The 20,489-nt window shown below is 43.1% G+C and carries 13 protein-coding genes, 1 rRNA gene and 2 riboswitches; of the genes, 1 reads left to right on the forward strand and 13 read right to left on the reverse strand.

Going from position 1 to position 20,489, the window contains the following annotated elements; translation table 11 throughout:
• Positions 1 to 93: 93 nt before the first annotated feature.
• The 8 genes from BN6539_RS00210 to BN6539_RS00245 form a co-directional block, all read right to left on the reverse strand.
• On the reverse strand, positions 94 to 8,607 hold the full coding sequence (locus BN6539_RS00210; RefSeq protein WP_067532182.1) for an immunoglobulin-like domain-containing protein: 8,514 nt from the start codon (positions 8,605 to 8,607) through the stop codon (positions 94 to 96).
• Positions 8,608 to 8,827: 220 nt separating this feature from the next.
• Positions 8,828 to 9,058: a hypothetical protein gene (locus tag BN6539_RS00215; protein WP_067532184.1), complete on the reverse strand. Its 231-nt coding sequence runs from the start codon at positions 9,056 to 9,058 to the stop codon at positions 8,828 to 8,830.
• Positions 9,059 to 9,168: 110 nt separating this feature from the next.
• A riboswitch (cobalamin riboswitch) is annotated at positions 9,169 to 9,369 on the reverse strand.
• A gap of 60 nt (positions 9,370 to 9,429) precedes the next feature.
• Positions 9,430 to 10,365: an ECF transporter S component gene (locus BN6539_RS00220; RefSeq protein WP_067532186.1), complete on the reverse strand. Its 936-nt coding sequence runs from the start codon at positions 10,363 to 10,365 to the stop codon at positions 9,430 to 9,432.
• Positions 10,344 to 11,999, reverse strand: a complete 1,656-nt coding sequence (locus tag BN6539_RS00225; protein WP_067532189.1) for an ABC transporter ATP-binding protein — start codon at positions 11,997 to 11,999, stop codon at positions 10,344 to 10,346. Before BN6539_RS00225 ends, BN6539_RS00220 begins: the two co-directional genes overlap by 22 nt.
• Positions 11,972 to 12,880: an energy-coupling factor transporter transmembrane component T gene (locus BN6539_RS00230; protein ID WP_067532192.1), complete on the reverse strand. Its 909-nt coding sequence runs from the start codon at positions 12,878 to 12,880 to the stop codon at positions 11,972 to 11,974. Before BN6539_RS00230 ends, BN6539_RS00225 begins: the two co-directional genes overlap by 28 nt.
• Complete coding sequence (locus tag BN6539_RS00235; RefSeq protein WP_067532195.1) at positions 12,870 to 13,913, reverse strand: homing endonuclease associated repeat-containing protein; 1,044 nt, start codon at positions 13,911 to 13,913, stop codon at positions 12,870 to 12,872. Before BN6539_RS00235 ends, BN6539_RS00230 begins: the two co-directional genes overlap by 11 nt.
• A gap of 196 nt (positions 13,914 to 14,109) precedes the next feature.
• A riboswitch (cobalamin riboswitch) is annotated at positions 14,110 to 14,299 on the reverse strand.
• Positions 14,300 to 14,560: 261 nt separating this feature from the next.
• On the reverse strand, positions 14,561 to 15,163 hold the full coding sequence (locus BN6539_RS00240; protein WP_067532198.1) for an SGNH/GDSL hydrolase family protein: 603 nt from the start codon (positions 15,161 to 15,163) through the stop codon (positions 14,561 to 14,563).
• On the reverse strand, positions 15,126 to 15,440 hold the full coding sequence (locus tag BN6539_RS00245) for a hypothetical protein (protein ID WP_067532200.1): 315 nt from the start codon (positions 15,438 to 15,440) through the stop codon (positions 15,126 to 15,128). The genes BN6539_RS00240 and BN6539_RS00245 overlap by 38 nt, the downstream gene beginning before the upstream one ends.
• Positions 15,441 to 15,571: 131 nt before the next feature.
• Here BN6539_RS00245 and BN6539_RS00250 point away from each other — a divergent pair, with 131 nt between their 5' ends.
• Positions 15,572 to 16,432, forward strand: a complete 861-nt coding sequence (locus tag BN6539_RS00250) for a LysR family transcriptional regulator (RefSeq protein WP_067532205.1) — start codon at positions 15,572 to 15,574, stop codon at positions 16,430 to 16,432.
• Here BN6539_RS00250 and BN6539_RS00255 read toward each other — a convergent pair.
• From BN6539_RS00255 to rrf, 5 genes are all read right to left on the reverse strand, one after another.
• A complete protein-coding gene (locus BN6539_RS00255) occupies positions 16,416 to 17,537 on the reverse strand; it encodes a M20 family metallopeptidase (protein ID WP_067532208.1) in 1,122 nt (373 codons plus the stop codon). The genes BN6539_RS00250 and BN6539_RS00255 overlap by 17 nt on opposite strands.
• A gap of 11 nt (positions 17,538 to 17,548) precedes the next feature.
• Complete coding sequence (locus BN6539_RS23160; RefSeq protein WP_067532211.1) at positions 17,549 to 18,022, reverse strand: PadR family transcriptional regulator; 474 nt, start codon at positions 18,020 to 18,022, stop codon at positions 17,549 to 17,551.
• Between the two features lie 38 nt (positions 18,023 to 18,060).
• Positions 18,061 to 18,909 (reverse strand): DUF2812 domain-containing protein, encoded by an 849-nt coding sequence (locus BN6539_RS00265; protein WP_067532214.1) that lies wholly within the window; start codon positions 18,907 to 18,909, stop codon positions 18,061 to 18,063.
• 4 nt (positions 18,910 to 18,913) lie between these two features.
• Entirely contained in the window at positions 18,914 to 19,792 is an 879-nt protein-coding gene (locus BN6539_RS00270; RefSeq protein ID WP_067532217.1) for a DUF2812 domain-containing protein, read from the reverse strand.
• Between the two features lie 554 nt (positions 19,793 to 20,346).
• Positions 20,347 to 20,463, reverse strand: a 5S ribosomal RNA gene (gene rrf / locus BN6539_RS00275).
• Positions 20,464 to 20,489: the final 26 nt, after the last annotated feature.

A 20,489-nucleotide genomic window follows, 5' to 3' on the forward strand; every position in this document is an offset into this window, starting at 1 on the left:
ACCTATTGCAGAAGTTCTTTTACTGCTGTTATGCCTCCCGATTAACCAAAATACAAGAACCCGGGACTTGCCCGGGTTCCATATTCTTATCTGCTATTTTGCTGTTCTGATTGCTTTACTTGACCATTTGGTGTAGACTTTATCTCCTGCAATGGTCCTGTAGCCCCTCACCTTATAGTAATATCTGATTCCTTTTTTCAGGCCTTTGGTATTCTTGTAAGCAGTTTTCTTGGTCTTGAAGAAAGCCTTGGTGCCGTATCCGCTGTTTTTCTTAGTGGACCTGAACACTTCGTAGCCGTCCACCTTATACCCCTTAGACTTGGTCCAGGTCACGGTGATGTAGCCCCTGCCTGCCTTTGACTTCGCCTTCAGGGTGGTCTTCTTCACCCCTGCCTTTAGTCTGGCCTTCTTCTCTGCATCGGTCTCCTCGCTTCCCTGTGCCTTGATAGCTGCATCAATCTTGGATTCCTCTGCGATGACGAACTGGGACAGGTGTACTGTCTCGAACTGGTAATATGGCTTGCCATCGATGGTCACGACCTTACCACTCACCTTCTCCAGTTTATCATCATCAATGACAGCTGACGCCACATTCCTGTCTTTCAGCTGAGTCGGTACTGGCAGAAGCAGCTTCAGCTTATTTCCGCCAAAGCTTCTGATTTCTTTGCCGTTCGAAAGAAGGGTTACTTCTGTGACGGCTGTCGACTCGCCTAGAAGGACTTTTTGTTCATCCGTTGTCATCATCTTTTCAAAGACGATGACAACAGTCAATCCAGTTGCTGCCTTTGCAATCTCCGCCATAGTCTTTCTGTCCAGGGTCATCTCTCCTGCCGGTGTGATAATATTTAAAGATGCGTCTGTCTTTTCTGCGATCTCTGAAAGAGATGCTTTCGGCAGTTCCAGAGAAATCTTATCTGCTTTGTCTGCTCCAGTCACGCTTAGTTTTATGGCATCCGCTTCGTTCTTCACTGCTTCTTCAATCAGCTTGTTCATCTCCGTGCTATTGACAGCAGCAGAAGCTTCACCGTCTTTCACGATTGGTATCACATCCTGTGCGATTTCCGTCTCTTTGTCGCCCCAATTTCCGGCATCTGGATCCTGGGTATAGTCTCCCGTATAATACAGCTCAATTTTATCGCCGTCCTTCAGGTAACAGCTTCCCATATAAACATCAGGCAATTTGCCGTTGACCTTATAAAGCCAGCCGCTGTTAACAGAATCCGTATCGGAGAGTGTTGCTCCGGAAGGATCCGTAATAGAAGCCACATAGCTGCCTACTCCAGTATAGGTATAATGATTCTCAGACATAGCAGTCTTTACTACATCCCAGACGGTCGTCGTATCAGCATCAAGACCACCTACGGTATAGGACGGCATATTTTTAAAGCCCTTTACGCCTTTACCATCTATGGAGACGGAGGCTTTAATCTCTGACGGTGGGTTTGGATTGTCTGTTCCTGTGCTGCCTTTAACAGAAACCGTTGTAGAAACCGGCTGTTTGTAGAATTGCTGGAACTGCTGGTACTGAGAAGCTTTTGGAGTATCTTTATACTTTTCCCAATACTTTCCGAATTCACTGTGTGTCAGCACGCTGTCAATCTTCACCTGCGTGTTGTATTCCGGCTGTGATACTTCTAAGGTTTCATATTCAATTACCTTTGGCTTGCTAGTGCGGAATTCTCTCCATGTCTCGTTGAGGAACGGATCGTATCCCGGCAGATCATCTACTTCGATGCCGCCAAAAGTCAGGTTGATCACTCCTCTGACAAAATTCAGGGTACCGTCTTCCTTTTGGAGAATCTCTACAAACGGGTTCAAGTTTTCCGTTATCTCGTCCTTTGCAGTATTCTCGCCTTTGATGCCTTCCCAATAAGCACTTTCTTCCAACGCTGCCTTCATGAACGTTGCCCCGTCTTCTAATTCCTTTTCTGTCAAAGGTTTTACGGTCAGATAAAATGTTTTCTTTGCATATACGTCTTTATCATTTTTATATTTATGTATTGTAATCGTATATGCGACTTTCACTTCTTTCTGACCTGGCAGCGGACGATAGATCTCAGCGTGATAGCCGTTAAACTCCAGCACGTCTGTGTTTCCACTCTCCATCTTGACCTGGTAGTCCCAGCGATCCATAACGCCTTCATCCGTCAAAGTCTGTGGTGTCGGCATCTGAACGTCGCTAGTGACTGCATTGGTATCAATTGGCGCTTTCTTATCGACAAAGTCGCGCAGCAAGCCTTCGTATTTTTCCTCTAAGGTCTTCTGCATTTGTTCACTTGGATCTTCTGTCAGTGGTGCGATGTTAATTACGAAGTTTCTCGTCCCTGTCATCCACAAGGTATCTTCGCCTTTGTTCTTAAATTCATCCTCCGTATATTCGTCAAAGAGGTTGAAGGTGGTCAACGCAGTTAGCCTAAAGGTCACTGGTTCGCTTCCCTTTCTCGGTCTGTTCAATTTTGCTGAGTAGCTTCCGTCCGCATTCTCTGACACCAAAATTGCATCGGTATCAGGGGAAGACCATTTTACACTTACCGGCTGTCCCGCAACGCTAGTCGGCAGGATTAAGTCTTCCGAAACTTCTCCGTCTACGGTTACTGTATCCCACCAATCGGCTGGATTTTCTTTGTCAGTCGTTGCCGTATTTTCGTTGACACCTTTAATGGTATCCCAGGTTATCGTATTTACAGCATCGTCCAGTTTCTGCTCGACAACCTTTTCGTCCCAGCCGATATGTACGCTGACCTTAACGTCCACAGACTGGGTTCCCAGCTTCAGTTTAAAAGTAACGTCGTTGTACTGCGCATACTTCCAGGAGTTGGAACTTTCTACCCCAGTGAAATATTTGATTGTTCCGTCATCGTTGAGATTTACTTCATCGTTATTTGGCAGAGATTTGGTCCCTGCACCGACAAACTCTACGCTGATTTTTCCTTCGCCGTCATCATAATCATAGTCTTCCGTGTCCACCTCATAGCCGGCGCGAGACAGGTACTGCTCCATCGCCTGGCGAATATTTGTATGATTGTACGCCTGTAATGGCTGAATGAAAGTGCTTGACTGTTCCAGTTTATCTTTAATTCCCTTTAGATTCTCTAAGTCCTGTGAGTTGTCAGACCACAGCACTAAGTTGAAGGTCTTTGTTACACTTTCTCTGTTCTTAGTAATCGTTGCCGTCAAAGTCACTTCTTCTTTTGCAGTTTCCGGTAAGGTAATTGCACCTGTATTGCTTACTAATGTCTGATTGCTGCTGCTCCAGACTACACTGCACCCATTTACACTGCTGTCCAAAGTTAAGTTTTGCGGCTCCTTAAACTGATATTTTTCTTCTGCATCAGATGCCAGGACAAGTCCTGCTCTGTCCTTGATACGCAACGCTGCTTTAGCTGCCATGGCAGTCTTGTAATCATCACTGAGCTCAGGTTCTTTACCACCTTGCCATGAGAGAACAGGATACCCGCTGTTCAAGTTATCATCCTGGCGAAATGCGTTTCCGGTTCCGTTAAGTTCCAGAACAAATTTCCCAGCTTTCATGTCCTCCGCAGTTTTCTCTACGGCTACGGCCGTTCCTTCTGCAAACGCCTTCTCAGCTGTACCACGAAGATGGTATGTATTCTTAACAGTTCCTTCTACAGAACCCGCAACTGCGCCGATGCCAGCCTCCGGTCCAGTTATTTTTCCCGTGTTGTAAGAGTTCTGCAGAATTCCGCTTGCATACAGCGTACCTACTATGCCTCCGATGGCTCTGTTTGTAGTTCTACTTTTGTCTGCAGTCACGCTGCCAGTATTGTAACAATTCTCTATTACCCCATAAGCATAACCAGCAATACCGCCAATATGCAAAGGTGTCGCATAAATTGTATTTGTGTTAACAATATTACCTTTGTTCGCACAGTTTCTGATGGAACTGCCCATTGGAGAACGCCCGGCAATACCACCTGATGCTGTTCCAGCATTTGTAACACTGCCGTCAAAGATGCAATTTACAATAGTGCCCTTATTGGTACCTGCAATGCCTCCAACGTTGGTTCCTCCACTAACCGTTCCAATCACAGACAGATTTTTTACTGTTCCACTATTATATCCAAAGAAACCTTCTGCTGCATTCAGTCCGCTTATGACTTTGCCATCGCCATCAAAGGTTCCCTCGAATTCACAGTCAGAATGTCCTATTCTTGTCCATTCATTGTTATTCAAGTTGATATTCGCAGTCAGTTTTCCGTTGATTGATGACTGCTCTTGGTTATTGATCTGTTTTGCAAACCATGCCAGTTCCTCAGCACTGGAAATTTGATATACATCGCTTTTTATCTGCGGTTCTGATGTAGTTGTACCATCCCAGGCATCGCCTGCAAATTCCAAAGTAACCGAAAGGGTCATATCCTTGTTCAAAGTGAAGCTTTCCGTCTTTGTCACATAGTTTTCTGCTGAAATCGTATAATTATATGTTTCATCTGTAGGCAGCCTATACGTTCCATCCTCTTTCTTAAAATCTTCCATCGTATCCCCATAGGAGTTTGTGACGTTTATGACATACGAGTTAATCTCAAAAGGCAACACTTCAAAATTTACCGTAGCCTGTTCCATTGCCTCCATGGATACGGTTTCCTTTTTACTTTCCTCATCACCAACATTCAGCGACCTGTCTGTGATATCTTTATAACCAAATGCCTCAACAGAATATGTGTAGTTCCCCTTTTCCAGAAGATATTTCTCACCTGTTGGATTTATGATATCACCATCTTGTTTGACAGTAATCGTCGCTTGTTCTGGTGCGCCTTCAAACGTTACAGCCGTCAACGCTTTTGCTTCAAGTCCCTTCAGTCGAATCCAATTCTCATCTCCTGGATTCATATCAGAACTGTTGACATAGCACTTGTAGTTAAGTGTTATGATATCCCCTTTATCTGCAGAAATTGTATAGCTGTTCCAATCCTGACTGACTTCCTCAAATCGATCTACTTGCTGATCGTTTTTCTTTATAATCAAGCCATAATCGCTGCTGGTAAAAGAACTTCCCAGCTCAGAAATCATATAGTCGAAAGTCAGTTCTGTTGGCTTGTCAAAAGTTAGTGTGATAGCACTTGTGGTATTCGTTTTACTATTGCTAGACTGTAAATAGCTTATATCATGATCTTTTGTTGCAATAAACAGATATGTATTATCGTCCTTTGCAGTTACGCGGTCCGCAACATCTGCAAAAAAGTCTACAAAAGTCAGTTTCTTGATCATATCGACAGTAATCGTTTCCGATTTACCGCTTACTGTAAATAATCCCTTTTCAGGCTCACAGCCTTCACAAGTGATGGTATAGGTGTAGGCACCTGCAGGAAGACTGTCTCCATTAGTAAAGTCTACAATTTGATTACCGCTTTCTATTTCAATTGCCGGCTCTGCATCAATGCCATCTGGTTTATTGATGTTAAAGTTCACGGCGTAGGAGTCGGCTTTCTTCATATCAACGATGACGTTCAAATCCGCTCCGTCTACAGTCAATGCTTGATCTGAGACTGGCACATAACCAAAAGCTGTCGCAGAATAGGTATATTCACCGTTTTCCAGATAATATTTACCTCCATCAGGCTCAATTACAGTGTTACCTTTTTTCACTATAATGACAGTTCCATCAGGTTGCCCTGAAAAAGATGTCTCGTAGACTGCATCTGCCTGAAACCCTTTGAGCCTGACATAGTCACTACTAGAATAATAGTTTTTATAAGAGATTTTAATAATATCTCCTTTTTTTGCATTTACGCTATACGTTTTCCATGCTGAACTCGTCCCATTAAAGGTGTTTCGCAACTCACCATTGCAATAAATATTCAGTCCAGAAGTACCATAAGTAGAAGATACAGAAGTCCAATAATCGAAAGTCAACTTTACATTCCTCTTAATCTCCAAGGTAATATAGCTTTCAGTAGAGTTATACTGTTTATTGCCTGACTCTAGATATTTGACACCCTCATCTGACGTTACCGCTTTAAACGGATAAGTTTCATCATTTTCGGCCGAGAACTTACTTTCAAAGGAATCAAAGAAGTCGCTGAATACTAGTCTGCGTGACAGTGTTTTCTTTATTTCCTGGTCTGAAGATTCAACAATAAAAGAATCTGTTACTGTCTCACATTTATCATGTATGATGGTATAGCTATAGGTTCCGCTCGGCAGTTTGTAAGTCACACCATCCTCTTCGGCCTGCATTACAATATTGCCAGATTTTACTTCAATGGTCGGCTTTCCTTCAACATCTTCTGGAAGGCTGATCACAAAGCTCACCTTCTGCGCGTCCTGTTTCTCAAGAGTTACCGTGTTTTCAACGTTTCCATTGTTCACGGTAATCTTATCTGTCTTTGTATTATAACCGAATTTTGATGCGGTGTAACTGTAAGTTCCGTTTGCCAGAGAATAAACATAGCTATCCTCTGATTTGGAGTCTGGCTCAATCACTGTTGTTTTTCCATCTTCTGTCAGCTTAAAATCCGCATCTTTAGGAGTTACTGCAAAAGATGCGGTGTGCAGTTCTTCCAGCTGGAAGTTTTTCAGCCATGCGCAGTCTGGATCTTTTTTGCCGCTGTAATCTTTTACATAAGCTATAGTAATGGTGTCGCCGCCTTTAACTTTCTGCGTATAAGTCGTCCAGTCTATCTCCCCACCTATCTTTGATCCGTCATTGATTTTCAGCCCATCGTCTATCGAGTACGTCTTTTCCGAAATAACTTTATAGTCAAATCTAAAGATCGATGACTTAATGTCTTTGTTAAAGGTAATTGTTATTTTAACTTCTGATTTATTTTGATCGTAACTGTTAGATTTTAGGGCATTTTCTTCTTCATCGTCAATGAACTCCTTGCCCGATTCTCCTTTCCAGCTGTCATTGTGAGAGTATTCAACCTTCGCTTTGCCAGCCAGTCCATTAAACACTGTACTCGGAAAAGGCTTTTCTTTAATTGTTATATCATATGTTGTAGTTTTACCTTTATACGTAACCGTCAGTGTCTGCGATACTGACGCCGCAGAGGAATCAAAGTCCTCAATCGTGAATCCATCTGTGATTGCTTTAGTAGAGTTGTCCTTATAGGTTACCGTTAAAGTCAGTTCTTTCTTTAACTTGTCTCCCACATAATATTCTGTTTTAGCGGTTCCTTCCTTTACGCTGATTGATTCTATTGGATTTAATGTTACACTTTTTGTTGCAACCCCATCTGTAAGCGTAACCAGACCTGTTACATCCTCACAGCCATCGGCAGAAACGATATAAGTATACTCCTTATTTTTCAGCAATTCATACACCTTTGCTTCTGCAGAAGAGGTTATCACCTTGTTCCCATCTTTTACGACAATCGTATAGGCATCAGATCCCGTAACGTCAAAGGTTAAATTTCCCCATAAAGAATTGTCTTTATCAAGAGATACGGATATATTCGCTAATGTCGCCCCACTATTGGCCTGGTCAGCTGTAACGTTTAAACTTCCCGTCTTTTCCGTATAGCCCTCTTTTGTCACGTTATAACTATATTCACCCTCTGGCAAAGCAACTGTTCTCTGCGTACCCTTGTTTGATGTATATATAACATTGTCTCCTGAAGTGACGGTCAATACAGCCTCTTCTGGTGTGATGTCAAATATAGCTGTCGCAGTAGGCGTTTGCCACGAAAGAACAGGATAGTCTCCCGTCTTTGTCATGAATCCGCTGCCCAAGTCTTGAAGAAAATCAGACGATTTCATATAGTCATCCGTTTTCACAATCATCTTACTTAAATCCGCATCTGCAAGGCCTTTTGCTCCAATGCTAAAGCTCGTGTCTAAATAGTAGCAAGGGGACTCTACTCCGTATGAACCCTCTGGTATATAGCCCCAGCCAAGAATTGAGCCGAAATTGGAACTTTTCTCTACATCAACTATAATTTGACCCGTGTTATAACAATTTCCAATTTTTGTTGAATCTAAATGTCCTATAATTCCACCAATATTTGCTCCTGAGCGATTTCGTGTAGTTGTAATGCTACCCGTATTATAGCAGCTTACCACATTTGCCTTGGTTTTTCCTACAATCCCAGCGACATAACGCGAAGTAGTAGAAATATTTGCCGTGTTTCCACAGAACTGTATACTACCGCCAGTTGCTTCTCCAACTATACCTCCAAGATAATCATCATTATTAGTAACTGTGGCAGTATTTAAGCAACGTAAGATGTTTCCTGAACTTTTCCCTGCAATTGCGCCTGTCCATTTATCGCCAATAATAGAACCTTCTACAATTACATTTTCCACTGAACCACCAAGTGTTCCTATTAAACCAGCAGTCGTATTACGAAATGTAATTTTATGCATATCCCCATCAAAGGTTCCATTAAATGTCACCTCGTTACCAATAGGCACCCAATCTGAAGATACTTCAATATCGGCTTTCAAAATCGCATTTACTGCAACATCGCCAGAGTTTACACGTGTTGCAAAATCCTTGAGATCCTGCTCACTGCTTATTTCAATAACATCGCCATCTTCCCCATATGCAATCATACTCATTCCCGGCATATAGGTAACAACCGTTACCATCACCAGGAGTATGACGGCAATCTGTTTTAACTTACTTCTTAATTTCCAATTCAATCGTTCTTTCCTCCTTCTTGTTCGCGCTGTAAAGCAAAAAGGGGATTTTGCCTGAAAAGGAGAGCAAACTCATAGATCTATGAATTTGAAAACAGCAAAACCTACCTTTATTACCTTACTTGGTGCGTGTTGCTCACAGCCTGACACCCGTAAATGTGCTCAGGATCTTCGGAGTCTGGCTTATATATGTCACCAAAATGGTTACACCCTTTGTTTCAACTTATTTTCTTTCTTCTTTTTCTAAAGCGCTTTCGAGACTGTCGCAAAGGCCTCGTATCAGCTTATATGGCAAGACAAGGGTGGCAACTTCCCGTCCTGCTTGATTGTCAAACTTACCTGTGCTTGTGTCATAACAAGGTTGGTTCTGTGTAAAGGTAAGGACTGCCTCACCACCATCTTTACTTAAAAGAAAAGAAAATCCATTAGCATACTGTGATATTTTGTTTTCCATGTGTTTCCCTCCGTAACATAAATTATAAATTTGAAAAATAAAAAACTGCAGCAAAAATGCTGCAGCCCGTATTAACTGTTCGTTGTTTTTCTTTCACTGGTGCTCCGCCAGCAGAAATGCCATTCTATGCAGGTCTCCTGGCTTATGGGTCGTCATTGCAAATCTCCTTCCCGGTTTCCCAGTGGATGGCCTGTGCCTTTGATTGCATCTCTCCAATTACAGTGGCGGGACCGCGCAGGACTCTGACCTGCTTCCCTCTTAGCTCTTTTGTATCAACGGATACGCAGAGAACATAAAACGCATATATTTAGTTCTACCAGTCTCAGTATAGCAGTGCACAAAATCTCTGTCAACACCACAGCAAAGTATTTTCACTTATATATCCCATACTTAATTTTAATTCTCTCCAGCTTCCGGATAATACTGTTCCCAAAGAGGAAAATGCAGAGAGCCGCCGATCCCGCGTGAAAAGCGTCATAGGGTGCGCCTGATATATATAAGACCCGCATACTTTCCAAGCTGAGGCTGTTTCCTCCCGGCACCCCCGCCGACGTCACCAAGGCGCAGATGTTCATGATACCGCCATAGATGATAAAAGTCGTAAAAAAGGTAAACAAAGCCAAAGTTATTCCGTCCACCGGAAGCCGCTTTCGCTGTAACAGCATGCCGGCCAGTAAGCCAAGCAAGCCAAAGGCATAAAGCCTCCATCCAATCAGAGATTTGTCTCTTCCCGGCCAAAGCTGATAGCTGACGTAAGCAATAATCAGACCGAACAGAATACAGATGACTGGTCCCATGATCAATTTAAAGTTTCTTGACTTTAATTGATCCAAATCCACCTTGTTAAAGGCCATGCCGGCCAGAAACCCCAGAATGCCCCAGCAGAACATCTGCCAAGGGGTCCACGGCCCTTGCCCCATGTAAAAATTACATACAAAACGGGAAATCGCCCCTATCAAAACCCCCGCCTCAGGCCCTAGAGAGATGCCGGAAATAATAATCATGGCGGTTCCAATCTGAAGAGGGAGCGTAATATGAAAGAAAATGTGCACGCACACCGTAAGCGCCGACATCATGGCAATCAGTACAATTTCCCGCGCTTTCGGTTTACGATTTTCAAAAACCATAAAGAAAGGAAGCATGGTATATATGAGAAGCAGTACACTGATTATCATATATTTATTCTGATCAAACTGAATGCCGATAAAAATGGTAACTGGCATTGCCAAAAAAATCAGCAGTGCAGACAGCAGGGTCCTTTTGCGGTGAGCAGCTTCGTACTGGGTTAAATCATAGCTTTTAGCCATGCTGACACCTCCTCACAGGTAATGGCATCTCTTTGCCATTCTCTTACAAGCTTATTGGCAGTCGTCGTATAAAAACTGTTGCCAGAAAAAAACTCTTTTGGCCTTCCTACAGAAACAATGTCGCCGTCAAAAAACATTGCACATTGATCGGCATACTCTGCGCAAAATTCGATGTCGTGGGAAACCATAAAAATAGTAACGTCATTCTCCACCAACTTTCGTAAAATTCCCGCCAAAGTGCGCTTGAAAAAAGGGTCCAACCCCTTGGTCGGCTCGTCCAGCAGCAAAATTTTTGGCTTCAGCAGCAAAATTTTTCCCAGAGCCAGCCGTTGTTGTTCGCCTCCACTTAAGTCATATGGATTTGCCTTCCTTAAATGCTCAATTTCCATCAGCGCCAACATGCTTTTCACTTGATCTATCTTTGCAGAATCAGGTATCTTGATATAATAGAGAGCTTCCAGCAGTTCCTCTTCTACTGTAATTTCCGTAAATAAAGCCTGCGGATTCTGTGGCAGCATAGAAAGTTTTGTGCGGTCCACTTTGATTGAGCCCCTTTGGGGTTTTAGAATTCCTGAAATGACTTTTAACGTGGTGCTCTTGCCGACGCCGTTCCCCCCTAACAAACAGTACCACTGGTTCCGCTCCACATTTAAATTAAGTCCTCGCAGCACCTCACCACTCTCCTTGCTGTATTGAAACCATACATCCTTTAAAGCGATGACTGGATTTTGAACTGCATCGTTATTAGGCAATTCATATACACGATCTGCAGCAGCCTGTGCTGCGGGTTTCTCTGTCAGCATCTCTTCCAACCTAAGACGGCCTTCTCTGATTGTCAGAGGGCTCTTAACTGCAGGGCAGACATCGGAGAAGATGCGCATCACCGACGGCAGTCCGTAAAACATCGGATGCCTGTTTTGATCACCCGTTCCTGCGAGGAACTCGCCAATTTCTGAAGGACTTTCAAAAGCGATGACCTGACCTTGGTCCATGACCATCACCTTGTCAGCCATGGGGAATATCTCTTCTAATCTGTGTTCGGAAATAATAACTGTCGTACCTAAATCCCTGTTAATCTTGTAGACGGTTCTCAAAAACTCTGAAGCGGCAATGGGATCCAGCTGCGAAGTCGGCTCGTCTAAAATCAGAAGCTTCGGCTGCATCGCCATAATAGACGCTAAATTTAGAAGCTGTTTCTGCCCGCCGGATAATTCGTTCACATTTTTTCGAAACCAGCCCTGAATGTCGAAATAACTGGCCATCTCTGCTACTCTTCTTTTGATTGCCGCATTCGAAAGCCCCAGGCTTTCTAAACCAAAAGCCAGTTCATGCCACACTTTATCTGTTACAATTTGGTTGTCCGGATTTTGCTGTACAAAACCGATTTCACTGACACTGCGTCGATCCTCTAAGTCAGCTACCGATTCGCCGCAGTACAAAACGTTCCCTGCAAGTTGTCCGTAAGGAATTAAATTCTTTTTCATCTGTTTCAGCAAGGTGCTTTTTCCGCAGCCAGATTTACCGCATAGAACAATAAATTGACTGGAATCTATTGAAAAGCTCACGTCCTTCAAGGCATTTCTGTCAGCCAATGGATAGGCGAAGGTTACATTTTCAAGTCTAATTGTCTCCATCTAATCTCTCCTGCTATATCTATTACAATTGGCGTGGCTACAAGTACAGTGTAGCACATTAAAATCAAGGCAGTCCAAAGGTCCAGTTCCGGTCTGACGATCTTTGGGTAAAAGTACATGTTCGTCATTCCTTTAAACGCTGCAGCCACGACAGGAAGTCCAGCCGCCAGCATCAAACAAAGGGCGGCGATGTCTCTCTTAGAAAATTTGAACAGATGAAAACTGCTCCTTCCTTTCAGTCCATATCCTCTGGCTTCCATGGAGTCAGCGCTTTCAATGGACGCCTCCAGGGACCAGGCGATTAAAATAGAAACTTTCTTCACCAATTGTCTCGCCTTCATGAGGAAGCCGCCCTTTCCTCTGCCTCTGTCCATGCATTTCTGCCCTAAGGAGATCTCTGCAAATCTGCTCTTCAGAAGCGGCACGAACCTGAATATCATAGAGAGGGTTAAACCGAGCACCGGCGCTGCTTTGCCAAAGAGATAAATCAGTTTATCCGCCGTCATAATCACGTTAAAACAGGTAAACCAGACGATAATCGAAATCAACATCACCCCGCTGGCAATGCCAAAGCAGATGGATTCAAGGGTAATTCGATTCGTGTTGATATAGAGAAGCACAGTCGCTCCGTTGTTATTAAAAAACAGATTGAGAGCTACCATGATAATCAACATAAAAATGCTTATGACAGCGTTGAGCTTCATTCCGCTCCTGCCCTTCAGCAAAATAGAGTAAATCCAGGAAAAGAGAAAAGTCACTGCTAAAAAATAGGGTGATATAGAATACATAGTAATCCCGATAGTCAGGGCAAAATACAGCGTATTCACCAAAGGGTGGTACGAACAGAACGTAGAGCTTTCTCCCAAACCTTTATTTTTCATTTGTCTTCCCGCCTTTGATCGTTCTGTGGTACTCTTTTGGATCGATACCGATTTGATAGAGAACATTTGCCCAAGAACCGCAAGTTTCCTGCAGCCGCAGACGCAGCTCCTTTGATACGTCTTTTTTTGTCGGAATGACCCTGGTCTGCTGGTAAATAGCCCTCACTTCTTCTAAATCCCGCTTGTCCTCTTCTGAAAGATTCAGCACTCTGTAATAGCAATTATAGAGGCTGTTCGTATGACCGTCGCGGTTATTTTCTTTTCTATAGTCGATGTATATGCCATGGAAGGGTCTGATTCTGACTACCGGTTCCAAGCCCACCTGATATAGTGCATTCCTCCATGAACCGCACCTTCTAATCAAAGCGCGCTTTACCTCCGCGTCAATTTCTCCATGAATGGGACTGCGCCCCAACTCGTATGCAAATGCTTTAACATTGTCGAGCATTTGCACATACTGCGGTTCCAGACCTTCTATTTTGTAAACGACCTCTTCATTTAAGGTGTGTGGATCTATATCCGCGGCTTCTATGACTCTTCCCCAATCGTTATAATACTTTTTAATCTCTGCACAAACGTCAGGTATATCTTTTGGATGCGGTATCTTACCCAGCTCCAAAGCCTTTTCCCTGATCTTCGCCAGTAACAATTCTAAATGTTTGTTATCCTCTTCAATCTGCTCCAGCGTTTTGCCGCCCTTTCCTGCAGATGCCGTCAGGCCAGCCGCCTTCATAGCATAGGGCCACCTCTTAAATCGCCTCTTAATATAATCTCTCATGACCCAAAATAGTTCCTTTTGGGCTGGCGCATGATTGAGCCGCTTTGCTTCAGCGCGTATGTAGTCTAGCAGTTCCTCGTCAGTGAAACTCTCAAAAACACTGTGGCCCCTCGCATTAGATGCGGCATAGTTCTTCCAGATCGTAGAATTGTGGTTATCTTTTTGGAAGTTTTTATCCGTGTTTTCAGCCACATTATAAATTAATAGTTCTTTTAACCGCAAAATGTCTTTTTCGTCTAATTTCTCGTCTTTCATTCTTTTCCTCTTTAAATCATAAATATGCCAACAAATTAGGATAGCGAGGGGATGCTCCTCTGCACACCCCGCTTTTTTCGTTCATAGGAATTTATCATAGCGAATTTCCTGTGCATTAAAAAAGACTGCAGCACAAAAATGCTACAGTCCGTATTCCTGTAAAACTTTATGATATCGATTCGCCGATAACCGTCGGCAGCATCAATTATTTCAAGCAGGTCTTCTGGCTCGGGTATCGTAACGTCATCTTCCTTCCCGGCATCATTAAAATCCCAGTGGTATAATAGATAACGCTCCTCCCATACAGCGGCGGCAACCGCGCAGGACTTACACCTGCTTCCCTCTTAGCCAATATGGAAATTGGAACATGAAATATGTTTTCTGTTGTTAATAACAAAGATATTGTACCACGACTAAATGCCAAATGCAAGCCAGTTGGCGCCGCGATATTTTTGTGCTGCTTCGGCCATTTTACAAGAGTTGCCATAAACGCCATAAAAAACGTGGAAATGACGTGATCAAAGATGCCTATCTCCACATGTCGTCTCAAAGGGGCGATCCTTTGCAATGTGCGTTCTTCGATATTGACTACATAATAAAAAACAGAGCACACTTTTCTCTGTATGCTCTGTAATACTTGTTTAATCTTAAGATATCATATTGATTGAACTTACCAGCCCGATCCCGTCTCCGTAGGCTTCGTAACCGCTGCGCATAGGATATACAATTCTGCGCCACAAAGCGATTTGTGCGTCGATGGTCGGATCGCCGTCTTCATCAAAGCAGTCTTTGATGATGTTCCCCTCTCGATCAACCAACTCAAACATCACATCGATGTATTCAACGCTATTCTGTTCCGCAATCTCTTTTATCTGACCGTTGATCGCCTTCACCCGTTCTGAATCGCCTAAAACCGATAAGAGATAGATCTTACATTTGACCTGGTCAGCTTTCACCTCTTCAATCAAAGCTGCATATTCCTCTTTAAAGGAATCGCCGTCCTCTTCCCCCAGTCCGAGAAAAAGATTACGCGGTGCAAGATCTTTGACACAAGAGCGATAGACCTCGGCCGCCTTTTCTAAAGTCAGATGCGCAAAGCTGCGGTTATAAATCTTATAGATGCAGTTAAATCTTTGAGCGAATTCGCCGAAGTTCATTGCTGCAAGAAAGGTGGAACCAAAAAAGACGGTTTCTCCCTTCTGCGCCATGCTATTAAGCTGCAAGTACTTTTTTAGCTGCTTTTCCATCATTCTCTAACTCTTCTTTCCGATCTAACTTTCTATTTCTAAAGTATAGAACCATATCGACAGATACCATGATGAGGTTGATGACATAAAGTGCTAATACGTAGTTGATATTTCCTCCTGTAATCTTGCTCATAATGCCGCAAATGTATCCGACGATAATCGCGTAAGTGAAGACTACACTCTTACCCTTTGCCGTTCTCGCACGGTAGGATTTCACGACGGAAATCGGCCAAGAACAGCCAAAACAAATCAGCATTAACGTTTCGAAAATTTGTGACATTTCACTTGCCTCCTGTTTACACTACATCTAATTTTATTTTTTACTTTATAATATCACTATTTTATGCTAATGTATAATATATATATTTTATGATTCTGATAACATGGAAATTATGAATGGGGTGATTAGAAATGGAACTATTACAGTTAAAATACTTTCTCGTAACTGCACAGTATCAACATATGACAAAGGCTGCCGACTTTCTTCATATTGCGCAGCCCGCATTGAGCCAAGCCATCAAAAGGCTGGAAAAGGAATTAGGCGTCACTCTCTTTGTCAGGTCTGGACGAAATATCAGGCTCAGTGACGAAGGAATCCTCCTGGCCGAAAAATTAGAGCCAGTAATGAAAACCCTAGATGAAATACCAGGAGAATTGACCCATGCCGCTGAGATGGCGGAAAGAACGATTAAGCTAAACATCCTTTCCGCCTCCGAAATGATCACTGACATAGTTATATTATACAAGGAACGGTGCCCAGAAGTAAACTTCCAACTTTCCCAAAAAATCGACAATAAAGATTGGGATATTCGTGTCTCTACTGTAATCCAGGATGACAATACGAAAACCACCCACACCGTGCTCAAAGAAGAGATTTATTTAGCAGTGCCCATCGACTCTCCTTTTGCAGAAAGAGACAACATTAACTTAGAAGAAGTTCACAACGCTTCTTTTATCTGTCATGACAGAACAAAGCCCTTTTCCATTTTGACGACAGGCTGGTGTATGAGCTGCGGCTTTGAACCGAAAATCGTCTTCGAAAGCGACAGTCCCTCTACCGTACGAGATTTAATCGGCGCCGGCATGGGTGTAGCCTTTTGGCCCGCCTATTCCTGGGGCACACAGCGCAGCAGCAAAGTAAAGCTGCTTCATATCACACATCCCAATTGTACCCGCCAGATTTACGTCGCTCGAAAAAACGAGAAATCATCTTCGCCATTAAAGAATGACTTCTACAACTTTATGACTGCTTATCTCAACGACCTGCAATAGCTGTAATCGTCTTCAAAATCAACTGAAAACGCTGTTCAATCGACGAGAGGACCAGGTACTCCTTGTTGCTGTGATAACCGCCTCCCACAGGACCACAGCCGTCCATGACAGACACAGGCAGCCCTCCCAAGTTGTTAGCGTCTGAGCCTCCCCCTGTGCTGGCAAATGTCGGCGGCACTTGCCCCAGTGCTGCCGCGGCCTCTTTCATCAGTTCTATCATTCCTTCCGTTCTGCTGCTCGGCATCATCGGCGGAAAGCCTTCTTTCCGTTCCCAGGAGACCTTTACACCCGTCACGCGTGGATAGGCAACCATCTCGTCAAAAGCGCGCTCAATCCGCTTCAGCTCGCTATCTTGCGTATACCTGAGGTCGATGAGCATTTCTGCGTGTTCCGCCACTACGTTTGAAGCGCTGCCGCCTTTAACGATACCTGGGTTCAGAGTAGTTCCCTGCAATGGAGCATCAAGATTGGTCAGCGCCCATACCCACCTGGCCATTTCGATGACTGCACTGGCTCCTTTTTCTGGTGCTACGCCTGCATGGGCAGGGATTCCCTGAAAAGTCACATGGTAATCGTATACCCCTTTTCGTTCCTTGACAAAAGCGCCGGTGTCTCTTCCCGGTTCGAAATTAAAGCAGTATTTTGCTTTTGCCCCCAGCTCCTTCAACCAGTCAACTGAGTCTGCTGAACCAATTTCCTCGTCGCTGTTGAAAGCAATGCACAGGTTGAGGGGAAGGGCTTTTTCTTTGATTTCTTTTGCCAAATAAAATGCCAGCAAAACGCCGCTTTTCATATCAGCGGCTCCAGGACCGCGAGCCTTTCCATTCTCTATACAAAATGGCCGTTGCTGAACGGTCCCTTTGGGAAAGACTGTGTCCATATGCCCCATGAACAAAATATCTATCTCGTCGCTTTTCCTCGTAAACGACCTAGCCTCCACATGCGGATGTTTGCCCGGTTCCCGACTAATTCTTACATCAAATCCAGCTTCTTCAAACCTGTTTGCAAAGTATGCAGCCATTTGCAGGCAGCCTGTCAGGTCTTCACTGCCACTGTCTATATTGACGATTTCCTCTAAATCTTTTAGATATTGTCCTAAATTCATTGTGCGCTCCTTTATACTGGCATCATGCCCTTTTTCCCTAAGTTTCCAAAATTGCGTCTTGGCTTCGGTTCGTCGTGAATTACCTCTGTCCTGGCCTTTTCCTTTTCTACCGCTTCGGACAGGTCTTCCGCTTTCTCACCGCCGCTATCGTCAGGCGGATCCTTTCGTTCTCCCTCAAATTGAAAGAACTTCTTGCCATCCTCTACCAAATGGTTGAGCCTGGTATATTCGTCCTGAAGAATATCGCTCCCCTTTTCTGTTATCTTATAAATCTTCCGCCTGCTTTCCTCTGCCACCTGTGTAATAATTTTCTCTCTCTCAAAACGGCTCAGCAAAGAGTAGAGAGTGCCCGCTCCGATAACAACCCTGCCTTCGGTCAGTTCGTCTACCATCTGCATGATTCCATAACCGTGATTTTCTTTCAGTAACGATAATAATATATAATACATCGGCTCTGTAAGTGTCTTCAATTGTTCCCGTGCCATAAACCTTCCTCCTTAGTTTAAATTTGTATCTCATGGTCTCATCCTCTTGAAACGCCAATTACAAAGATGTATATACCATAAAGCCACATTACAGCACTGATTGCAAATAAAATCTTATCATAATTTTGACCGTCTCTTTGAAATGTTGAAGCAAGAAATCCAATGAATGCAAGAATCGGACAGCAAATTATTATTGCTGGTTTCCATATAGCGGCATTGCTTTCCATTAAAGTTATGATGTCCCAAAAAAAGATGATTGTAATCAGCGCGATCTTGTAATAACGGTCTATTCTCGTCGCTGCCCGAATCCATGATGCTTTACGCAATATTTTACCGTCACTGGCTGCTCTTCTGCATCTATGAAGATACAAGTTGTTAATCAAAGTTATACTCGCAGAAAGAAAACTGAGTAAACAAATGCTTAAGATTGATAAAGTTGTCGCAAATCCCGAATCTTCATATAACACAGTGTTGTACAAAACATATATCATCAATACAAAAAGAAGGAGATCCCAAATGGCATTCAAAGTACTCTTTCCACTCTTATTAACTACATTTACCGTATTCTGATATTTGGTCAGTGAATCGGTATAGATAGGCACGGTCCCTTTTGGCGCAGTGAAAACGACTGATTCCATATTACAGCGCCCCACCTGTTTCCATCCTGCGTCTACACATATAGAAAGAAAAGATTCCCCTTCCTCTCCCTTGGGCACAAGCTCCACTGCATACTTTTTATCATTCAAGCCAGTTTCTTTTTTATACAAAGCTAAATAGCTGCCTGCTTTCACTAACGCAAAGCCCCGTTCTGCCATCTCGTTGAGGTGAGCAGCTGTCTCCTCATAGTCAAAGATATCAAATTTCCATAGTTCCAGTTTATATTTCATATTCTCACACTCCATCAACTAAAAGAAAAACAAATCCCGGTGAAATGATGCTGATATACATCAGAAGTACGCCAGTTACGTCAAAATGTTTTGCTGCACGTATAAAACTGCCGAAGAGAAATACAAACGGTGTTGCAGCCGTAAGTATGGTTCCTAAAATGCTGGGATAAATAGTAATATAGTAATGAGTCAAATACAGCAGCAGCCCTATCCAGATTATTGCCGCGGCACCAAATGAAACAATATTGAACTTCAGATAAAAACTTGACTTCTCTAAAATAATTCCTTCCTCCGCATATTCCGCCGCCTTTTTATGAAATAGATACTCCTTGATTCCTACAACATTGGCAACTAAGCCCATCAAACATATTCCTGCTAAAACATAATATCCAGGACTTCCCCAGCCAGTTTTAAAATCTTGAAAGAAGATAAAGAGCAGAAGAATCAATGTCAGAATAAAGCTGCTAACAGGATTATTAGTTTCCATAACTTCAATTAAATTTTGATATTTCGTCATTTCGTCTGAAAAAAGAGGCTTTGCAAAATCGCCTTGTGCCTCAAAGATGCATAATCCGCCTCTGATTGTTCTCACCTTGTGCCATCCGGCGTCTTCACAGGCCACATAAAAATCGTGATCGTCCTCCTCTACTGGAACAATAGAGTAACGTTTCTTTTTATTTTGCAGCCTTCTTTGATAAACTCCGATGGGCAGCCACTCTAATGTGATCCCCACAATATCCCAACCTCTCTCACTCATATCATTCAGATGCCTTTCTGCTTCTTCATAAGCAAAGAAGTCGTAATTCCAAAGCTCAAACTTGTACTTCATATTGAACACCTCTTTTGCAATTAGATGATTGTCAAAATGTGATTTCCATTTCATCTTCTCCTGGCCTATGTTAAACCAATTAGTTAGTGCATCCATATTATTTGTATCAATAATCGATATATCTAACATCAATATACCACTGCTCGACACAGCTGTCAATATTGATTTTAGAATATTTAAAAAACAAACTAATATGGTTTAGATCCAAACAAAAAAAGACTCTAAAAAGAGTCTCTTCTTGTTTGACATACGCGCGCTGTCAAAGCATACCTCAATCCATAATGAAACAAAGCAAATTGAATGCAATTCATTAATTATCTCTATAATTTATAATGCTCTAATTTCACCATAGATTAAAATATCTATATACATGATATAAGTTTTTTCAAATTTTGTCAACTATAGACTTAGAAATAACACATGTAATTATTTTAAATTAAAAGTCCATGTCTCCAACCTGGCGCCTTCGCCGCCTGCGTTGTCCAAATTAGTTACATGCTTATACTAAAACACTTCCTGCAATCGTTCCTCCGCTCACGGTGGTCGCTGCGCTGCGGCCATTCCGCACGAAAAAAGCAAGCCACGAATGTAGCTTGCTTCTTTAAGAAAACCGGCAACGTCCTGCTTTCCCAGGCGGCTGCCCGCCAAGTATCATCAGCGCTGGGGAGCTTAACTGCTGTGTTCGAGATGGGAACAGGTGTGCCCTCCCCGCTGTTGTCACCGGATTTCTCTCTGCCGGTTATCTGCCCGC

Source organism: Emergencia timonensis (assembly GCF_900086585.1).
In the GTDB taxonomy this organism is placed as follows: domain Bacteria; phylum Bacillota; class Clostridia; order Peptostreptococcales; family Anaerovoracaceae; genus Senimuribacter; species Senimuribacter timonensis.

Bases quoted from the DNA above. Each gene is read 5' to 3' on its own strand.
- BN6539_RS00235 (WP_067532195.1), bottom strand. From the start codon at position 13,913: ATGAAAGACGAGAAATTAGACGAAAAAGACATTTTGCGGTTAAAAGAA.
- BN6539_RS00265 (WP_067532214.1), bottom strand. From the start codon at position 18,909: ATGAAATATAAACTGGAACTATGGAAATTTGATATCTTTGACTATGAG.
- BN6539_RS00255 (WP_067532208.1), bottom strand. From the start codon at position 17,537: ATGAATTTAGGACAATATCTAAAAGATTTAGAGGAAATCGTCAATATA.
- BN6539_RS00225 (WP_067532189.1), bottom strand. From the start codon at position 11,999: ATGGAGACAATTAGACTTGAAAATGTAACCTTCGCCTATCCATTGGCT.
- BN6539_RS23160 (WP_067532211.1), bottom strand. From the start codon at position 18,022: ATGGCACGGGAACAATTGAAGACACTTACAGAGCCGATGTATTATATA.
- BN6539_RS00240 (WP_067532198.1), bottom strand. From the start codon at position 15,163: ATGATGGAAAAGCAGCTAAAAAAGTACTTGCAGCTTAATAGCATGGCG.
- BN6539_RS00220 (WP_067532186.1), bottom strand. From the start codon at position 10,365: ATGGCTAAAAGCTATGATTTAACCCAGTACGAAGCTGCTCACCGCAAA.
- BN6539_RS00215 (WP_067532184.1), bottom strand. From the start codon at position 9,058: ATGGAAAACAAAATATCACAGTATGCTAATGGATTTTCTTTTCTTTTA.
- BN6539_RS00270 (WP_067532217.1), bottom strand. From the start codon at position 19,792: ATGAAATGGAAATCACATTTTGACAATCATCTAATTGCAAAAGAGGTG.
- BN6539_RS00230 (WP_067532192.1), bottom strand. From the start codon at position 12,880: ATGAAAAATAAAGGTTTGGGAGAAAGCTCTACGTTCTGTTCGTACCAC.
- BN6539_RS00250 (WP_067532205.1), top strand. From the start codon at position 15,572: ATGGAACTATTACAGTTAAAATACTTTCTCGTAACTGCACAGTATCAA.
- BN6539_RS00245 (WP_067532200.1), bottom strand. From the start codon at position 15,440: ATGTCACAAATTTTCGAAACGTTAATGCTGATTTGTTTTGGCTGTTCT.